The 7,212-nt window shown below is 56.2% G+C and carries 8 protein-coding genes and 1 tRNA gene; 8 read left to right on the forward strand and 1 reads right to left on the reverse strand.

The genetic code is table 11. The annotated features are described in order from the left end of the window. The 7 genes from ACLL9E_RS02515 to ACLL9E_RS02545 all read left to right on the forward strand — a co-directional run. The coding region (locus ACLL9E_RS02515) for an alpha/beta fold hydrolase (protein WP_411290169.1) at positions 1–393 on the forward strand (393 nt) is incomplete at its 5' end. Positions 394–450: 57 nt separating this feature from the next. After that, positions 451–879, forward strand: coding sequence for a flagella basal body P-ring formation protein FlgA (locus ACLL9E_RS02520; RefSeq protein WP_411290170.1), 429 nt, complete (start codon positions 451–453; stop codon positions 877–879). An 82-nt stretch (positions 880–961) separates the two neighbouring features. Continuing rightward, positions 962–1,237 carry a flagellar biosynthesis anti-sigma factor FlgM gene (flgM, locus tag ACLL9E_RS02525; RefSeq protein ID WP_411290171.1) on the forward strand — a complete coding sequence of 92 codons (276 nt, stop codon included), beginning with the start codon at positions 962–964 and terminating at the stop codon, positions 1,235–1,237. A gap of 4 nt (positions 1,238–1,241) precedes the next feature. Then, positions 1,242–1,529, forward strand: a complete 288-nt coding sequence (locus ACLL9E_RS02530; protein ID WP_411290172.1) for a hypothetical protein — start codon at positions 1,242–1,244, stop codon at positions 1,527–1,529. 100 nt (positions 1,530–1,629) lie between these two features. Then, complete coding sequence (locus ACLL9E_RS02535; protein WP_411290173.1) at positions 1,630–2,385, forward strand: lytic transglycosylase domain-containing protein; 756 nt, start codon at positions 1,630–1,632, stop codon at positions 2,383–2,385. Further along, positions 2,382–4,511, forward strand: a complete 2,130-nt coding sequence (gene flhA, locus ACLL9E_RS02540; protein WP_411290174.1) for a flagellar biosynthesis protein FlhA — start codon at positions 2,382–2,384, stop codon at positions 4,509–4,511. The genes ACLL9E_RS02535 and flhA overlap by 4 nt, the downstream gene beginning before the upstream one ends. Next, positions 4,501–5,211, forward strand: coding sequence for a FliA/WhiG family RNA polymerase sigma factor (locus ACLL9E_RS02545; protein ID WP_411290175.1), 711 nt, complete (start codon positions 4,501–4,503; stop codon positions 5,209–5,211). The genes flhA and ACLL9E_RS02545 overlap by 11 nt, the downstream gene beginning before the upstream one ends. A 10-nt stretch (positions 5,212–5,221) precedes the next feature. On the opposite strand, the gene ACLL9E_RS02550 is transcribed toward ACLL9E_RS02545, so the two are convergent. Next, positions 5,222–6,190, reverse strand: coding sequence for a peptidylprolyl isomerase (locus tag ACLL9E_RS02550; RefSeq protein ID WP_411290176.1), 969 nt, complete (start codon positions 6,188–6,190; stop codon positions 5,222–5,224). 79 nt (positions 6,191–6,269) lie between these two features. On the opposite strand from ACLL9E_RS02550, the gene ACLL9E_RS02555 reads away from it, so the two are divergent. Continuing rightward, positions 6,270–6,359: transfer RNA gene (locus ACLL9E_RS02555), tRNA-Ser, on the forward strand. Positions 6,360–7,212 lie beyond the last annotated feature (853 nt).

The following is a 7,212-nucleotide window of genomic DNA, read 5'->3' on the forward strand; positions in this document are numbered from 1 at the left end:
ATGGGCACGCAGACGCCGGTGACATTGATCGGGTGGAGCCTTGGCGGGGTCATTGCGCGCGAATATGCCAAATACGCCCCGCATCGGGTGGCAAAGGTGATTACTTTGGGCAGCCCATTTTCAAGCGGTCCACGCGCCAATAATGGCTGGCGCGTCTATGAATTTATGGCGGGTCATAAGGTGGATGCGCCGCCGTTAGAGGTTAGTCTATCGGGTAAACCCCCGGTGCCGACGATTTCCATCTGGTCATCACGCGACGGAATGGTTGCGCCGCGTGCGGCCTGTGGATTACCCGGTGAAAGCGATGTTCGGATCGAACAGAATTGCACCCATATGGGCATGATCGCCGACCCCGGGGTCATCCGGCGCATTGCGGAGACGATTCTCGATTAGGCAAATTGGCACGATGATTGCTGCGTACGGACCATTACATCCGAGGGAGTAAGGTTCATGCTAAGTCTGTTGTTTCTGGTTGCCGCCGTGCCTGTGCAGTTTGAAGATCTGGAGGCGCTTGATGCGGATATTCAGCTTCAAGCCCATGCGGAGCCAATCGATAAGCGGCTGAAACTTGCCAAATGCCCTGATGATCCGATTATCGCGCCTGCGGCTGGGGACGTGGTCGTGGTGCGCTGTCCTGCCCTTGGCTGGCGGCTGCGTGTGCCGCTTCGTGGACAAGCCGCAACCGAACAACGCGCAGAACACATCATCCGCAAAGGCGATATGATTGAATGCGTGACTTTGGGAACCGGATTTGCTGTCTCGACTCAAATGATTGCACTCGATGATGCCGCACAGGGTCAAACCCTGCGTGTCAAATCGCTGACGTCGTCTACGCCAATGACTGCAGTCGCCAAATCCCGCGGGTTGGCCACATTTTAACACTAAAGAAACTGAATCGCCTGCCGTTTTCACATTTGTTGATGCTGTCAGCTTTCCGACAGCATAGCGGAAAGGTAAAATCATGGTTCATTCGGTCACATCCAAACCGCTCCAGCAGGTAGGTGCCCCACAAAAAGTGGTATCGGACGCACCGGCACGACGCAATGAGCAGGCACAAGCCGTGCAACCTGTGGCGCATCATATCAGCCTTGCAAGCGCACTTGCCGATAAAGGCCCTCCGTATGACGCCGAACGGATTGCGTCGCTTCAAGAAGCCATTGCCAGCGGCGAATACCGGATAAACCTTGGCGCCATTGCGGATGGTATCATTCGTTTCGGGTCGCGCAATCCGGACTAAAGTGATGATCGACCGCATCATTGCTTGTCAAACTGACCTCATCGCGGCGCTTGATGCGTTCGATGCCGATGCAGTGACTGTTGCATCGCGGGCGCTGGCAGACGCCCTCGTCCTGCTGCCTGATGACGATAGACCGGTTGATACCGAGCAGCTGGCCTATGGCCTGAAACAGGCTGAGGCTGCACGCATCCGGGTCAAATATCTGACGGCCTGGAACCGCCAGAAAATTGACCGTTTGGCGGAAATTCGGGGCCAAGCGTCATCTAATATCTACACGCAACGCGCAAGATAACGCTGAAATAAAGCATTTTTTCAAATTGGCACGAGCATTGCTGTGGTAAGAGGATGAACAACACGGTCCATCCATGACTCGCCCGGTTACGGCACCCCCAATGCAGCAACGCGTTACCGCTGCAATTGCCGACGCTTCGGCACGCACGGGCGTTGCCTTCGATTATCTGATGGATCAAGCCCAGCTTGAAAGCGGGATGCGCCCCGATGCCCGCGCGCAAACGTCAAGCGCCACCGGCCTTTATCAATTTACCAATCAGACCTGGCTCGCCACGCTCAAGCGACATGGTCCAGTGCATGGTCTCGATTGGGCGTCGGGTGCGATTGCACAAAAAAGCAACGGCACCTTTGCCGTGGCCGATCCAGCGATGCGCAGTCAGATCCTTGACCTGCGCACCCATCCTGAAACGGCAGCGGTGATGGCCGCCGAACTGGCGTCGGATAATGGAGATTATCTGCAGTCGCGCATGAACGGCAATCCCGAGGCGGTTGACCTTTATCTCGCGCATTTCTTGGGGGCAAAAGGCGCTGGTGACTTTCTGGATGCCATGCAAGCCGACCCTGATCAGGCGGCAGCCCCGATTTTCCCGTCGGCGGCCGCGGCCAATAAATCGATTTTCTATCGCCCCGATGGCGCACCGCGCAGCCTGTCCGAAATTCGCGATCGGTTTGGGGCGAAACTGGCAGCAGCGCCGTCTGGCAACGGACAGGTCACATTCAGCACGCAGCAACGCCTTGCGACGACCACAGCGCACCGCGCGCCGATGGCAATGGCCGAAATGGAAAAAATGCCCAAGGGGCTTGATCTTGATTTCGCGCGCAAGGCGTATCAACGGCTTTCGGGGCTTAGCGCATGACCCGGCACCCGATGCTTGCGGTTCCGCTGTCCATCCTTAAGGGCAATGCATTGCCCGTGGCCGTTTTGCTTTTGGTCATGTTGATGATCGTGCCGGTTCCGGCGGTATTGCTTGATGTCGGCTTCATTCTGAACATCATGATCAGCCTTGCTGTCCTGATGGTGGCAATGAACGTTGCCAAACCACTGGATTTTTCATCTTTTCCAACAGTGCTGCTGCTTGCGACCATTTTCCGGCTGGCGCTGAATGTCGCATCGACCCGTGTTGTTTTGGTCGAAGGCCATAAAGGGCCAGCGGCAGCGGGACATGTCATTGAAGCTTTTGGCGCGGTGCTGATCGGCGGTGACTATATTGTCGGCCTGTTGGTGTTTGCAGTGTTGATGATCATCAATCTGGTCGTCATCACCAAAGGCGCTGGCCGCGTTTCCGAAGTCTCCGCGCGATTCACGCTCGATGCCTTGCCCGGCAAGCAAATGGCGATTGACGCGGATTTGAATGCCGGTCTGCTCACCCCTGACGAGGCAAAGGCACGACGTCAGGAGGTCTCAACCGAGGCTGATTTTTACGGGTCCATGGATGGCGCGTCGAAATTTGTGAAGGGCGATGCCGTTGCAGGATTGCTCATTCTTTTCGTCAACATCGTCGGCGGCCTTATATTGGGGATGGTCAGCCATGGCTTGAGCTTTAGCGACGCTGCACAAACCTATATCATGCTGGCTGTGGGTGATGCGCTGGTGGCGCAGGTGCCAGCATTACTTCTGTCAATTGCCGCTGCGGCCATTGTCACCAGGGTGTCGTCCCCGCTTGATCTTTCAGGGCAGATATCGAGCCAGTTTGGTTTCTCGCGGGCGTGGGGTCCGGTTGCGGGCATCCTGACCTTGCTTGGTCTTGTTCCTGCTATGCCGCAACTGGTTGTGCTGCCCGCCGCAGCGTTAGCCGGAACTATATACTGGACATTGCGGCGGGCTGAAAAGGCCCCGGTACGCGTCGCTGAGCCCATCACTGACGCCGCACCAAGCCACCTGATCGAATGGCATGAAGTCGCCGACACAGCGCCCATCACACTTGAAATCGGCTATGGGCTGGTAAGCTTGGTCGACGAACGCAAGGGCGCTGCATTAATGGGTCGTGTAACCGCAATCCGCCGCCAGTTGTCCCGCGAGTTCGGCTTTGTCATGCCGATGGTTAAGGTTGCCGATGACTTGTCCTTGCCTGGAAACGCGTACCAAATTCGCATCTCTGGCGTGCTGGTGGGCGAGGATCAGGCTTGGGCCAATGAACTGCTTGCGCTGGATTCGGGCGATTGTCTGGAAGGGATCAGCGGGCGCGCGATCAAGGACCCCAGCTTTGGGCTCGACGCACTTTGGATCGCCGAACGTGACCGGACCGATGCCGTTGCAGCGGGCTATACCGTTGTCGACCCAGCCACCGTTATTGCCACCCATTTGAACCAATTGGTGAGTGCGTCGGCGGCTGAACTGTTCGGGATGGATGACGCGCAGGCGTTGATCAACAATTTGAAGGGCAGCTATCCGCAGCTTGCCGCCGGGCTTACGCCTGCGCCGTACACGCTTGCGGCCGTGACGACCTTGTGCCGCGCGTTACTCGCCGAGCGCGTCCCCTTGCGTGATTTCCGCCGCATTGCCGAAGCCATGGTTGATCTTGCTCCGCGCAATCTGGAAATGGCCGAGCTGGTGGAAGCGGTGCGCCAACGCCTTGGTGGATTGATTGTCCAGACTATCGTCCCTGTAAAAATGCCGCTGCCCGCGATCACCTTTGACGGTGCGCTTGAATCGCTTCTGGTGCAGTCAGTGCAGTCGGCACCGCAGGCAAGCTGGCCGTTCGAGCCGGAGCTTGCACGGCGGATCATCTCAGTCATCGACGATGCGGTACAACCCATGCTGGTTGCTGCGCGCAGCTTTGCCATCATCACCTCACCCTTGTGCCGCGCAGCGGTCGCACGGCTGTTGCGGTCGCAGTTCAGCGATGTCGCTGTCCTGTCCTTCCTTGAAATTCCTGAAACCAAAAAGGTGGAGGTCATTGCCGTCGTGGGCGGCGTTGGGCGTCTGCCGGAACCCGCTGTGTCCGATGCACCTCAAGAAATTGGAGAACCTTATGCTGAATGAAGCCCGCCATGCTTACACGACCACGCCATCCATTGACCCCGCCCCGTTGATTAAAGCGCACAGCGCGCTGGTGCGCCGCATAGCGTGGCACGTGCACAGCCGGATGTCGTCGGCGATTGAGGTTGAGGATCTCATCCAGATCGGCCTGGTCGCGCTTGTCGAGGCAGCGCAGAATTTCGAAGACCGCGGTATTGCCTTTGCGCCTTATGCGGCAACGCGCATTCGCGGCAACATGGTCGATGCACTGCGCCGCGATGCACGTATGGGCCGCGCTGGCATGGCCAACCGGCGCTATCTTGCAGGTATCCGGGGACGGCTGGAACAGGAATTTATGCGCCGTCCAAGCGATGCCGAAATGGCGGACGCAACTGGTCTTGCGCCGTCGGCTTATCATGCGATGCAAGCATCGACGCAGCCCGTCGGGCAGGAATCGATCGATGACAGCTATTCGGACCATGACATGTGGTTTGCCGATGTGTCCGAGGCCGCCGACACCATGATCGAAAAGGCGCAATTGCGGGAAGCACTGGTCAATAATCTTTCGAAGCTGTCCGAACGCGAGGCGCTGATCCTTCAACTCTATTTTGTTGAAGAACTGAATCTTGACGAAATAGGTGAGACGTTAGGCGTGGGCGCGGCCCGCGTTTGCCAGATCAAAAAAACCGCGCTCGACAAAATGAAGTCGATGATGGCGGCGTGAGGCGACGCCTTTATTTTACCTTTCGCCGGATTGGCACCGGAATGTTGCAAATGTCTGCGCCGCCCGCCGGCACATTGAAAAACGGATCGCGCCGGTTTGCGCGGGCATCGGCATAAGCCGCAAAACTCTCGCTGTCGGTCGAAAGATATTCGAATGCGGGCACGTCTTTTGCTTCATTGCCAAGCCGAACCGACACTATCGGCACGCGCTCTTCTTCTTTCTCGTAAAAGCCAAGCGCACCCGTGCCGCGTGGTAGGCTGGACAAAAGTTCAATGCCTTCGATTACGCGGCCAACGAGCGCGATGTTGCGATCAAGGTGTCGCGGCGCATGGCCAATGACGGTGTAAAGCTCAGCGCCTGTACCCGTGTCGGGTGAAAGGTTGCGACCGACGCCGACCATGGCGTAGCAATGGGTTGGAGCTAACCCCACCCCCACAACATTCGAGGTAGGCCAGCCCTTATGCAAGTACGTCTGGTCAGAATAGGGATCCACGTCCCTTTGGAGCATTTTGCTGTTTGCAGTCGCGCGGGCCCTCTCTGCTGCAGAAACGGCGAGAGCGCTTTGAGAATCCTGGTTCAGCGAACGAACAATATATTCCCCCTCCGGCACCACTGCCAAACCTTCCGGCAAAGCCTTCTTCTCGGTCGCATCACCCCATTGGACGACATAATTGTCCTGCACGCGGTTGATGCTTGTGCCATCCCACCACTTCGCTGCCGCCAGCTTGCGGATATTGCTGACCCAGCCCTGGCTAAACGGCGCTGGGATCAGCTGGATAACAACGCGGCGCGGCTTGCCTTTCGAATCGGGCGCTAGGTCCATGACCAAAAGGTCCGAGGGCGCCATGGCGACCCATTCATCAGCTTTGGCCGCCGCCACAATTTCGGATGGCGCGGGATAAATCTTGGCCTCCTGCGCGGAAAGGGGGAAAGCGGCGCTTAAAGCGGCGCAGGCGACCAAAGGTAGATATCTTTTCATCCGCGGCGTTATGGCAAATCACTGTGCCTTGCGAAAGCGCAAAGGAGCGGCTAGGGGCGTGCGTCCCCAAGGGGATTGCGGAGACGTGGCCGAGTGGTCGAAGGCGCACGCCTGGAAAGTGTGTATAGGGGTAACTCTATCGTGGGTTCGAATCCCACCGTCTCCGCCAGCAAGTCAAGTATTTGTAATACAACAATAATTTCTTGAAAAATCGGCGCGAATTTGCGCCATTCCGATGATTAAAGTCATCTTGGAGACCGGCGTTTGGAGATCGATCTCAACCGATCTCGCTCTGCGTCTCTGCTGGTCTTGGCGTCGGTTCAGTTTGTAGATCTCGAAAATTTTGTTGTGCTAGAAAGTAAACTGCCGTTGCATTGAATTTGCCTGCCAAGTTTAGATGACAGTCAGCCGACAACATTTGGTGCAGTTTCAGATTTCGTTGGAATCACATAATGACGATTGCGATGGCAATAGCGTCATAAACGGACAAAATTTTGTCACTTAATGACAAAACTTTATCGAGAGTTCGAATGTCATCGTCCCCGCCAGCAAGTCAAGTACTTGTAATATAACGATAAAGTTCAGAAAAATTGGCGCGCTCGTGCGCGGTTTCGGGGGCTAAACTCAACTTGGAGACAGGCGTCTGAAGGTGCTGGTGGTGCGTTGGCCCCTCGAGTCTCTGCTGCATTTGGCCAGGGTTGAGTTTGGAGATTTTGCAAATTTTGCTGTTCTTGAAACTGAACCGACTGCTTATTGAAACTCGCCCGTCCCGTAGAGATGAGAGTCAGATGTTCGGTTGAGTTTGCGACAGGCGATGTCCAGTGCCATCATTTTGGATCGCGATCCGTTGATCATCACCACCAAGTGTCGTTGCTACCGCATATTGCCCCACTCAGCAAATTTTTCGGAATTGACTCGAATTGTCGCCGAGTTCTTTATAGTGAATAAGACATCGCGTTTCGTCCGTGATCGAAAATGATACTTAAGGAATTTGTATGCCTGCGGCGGTTATTCATGGTAAT

The organism is Sphingorhabdus sp. (assembly GCF_046596595.1).
Classification (GTDB): domain Bacteria; phylum Pseudomonadota; class Alphaproteobacteria; order Sphingomonadales; family Sphingomonadaceae; genus Sphingorhabdus_B.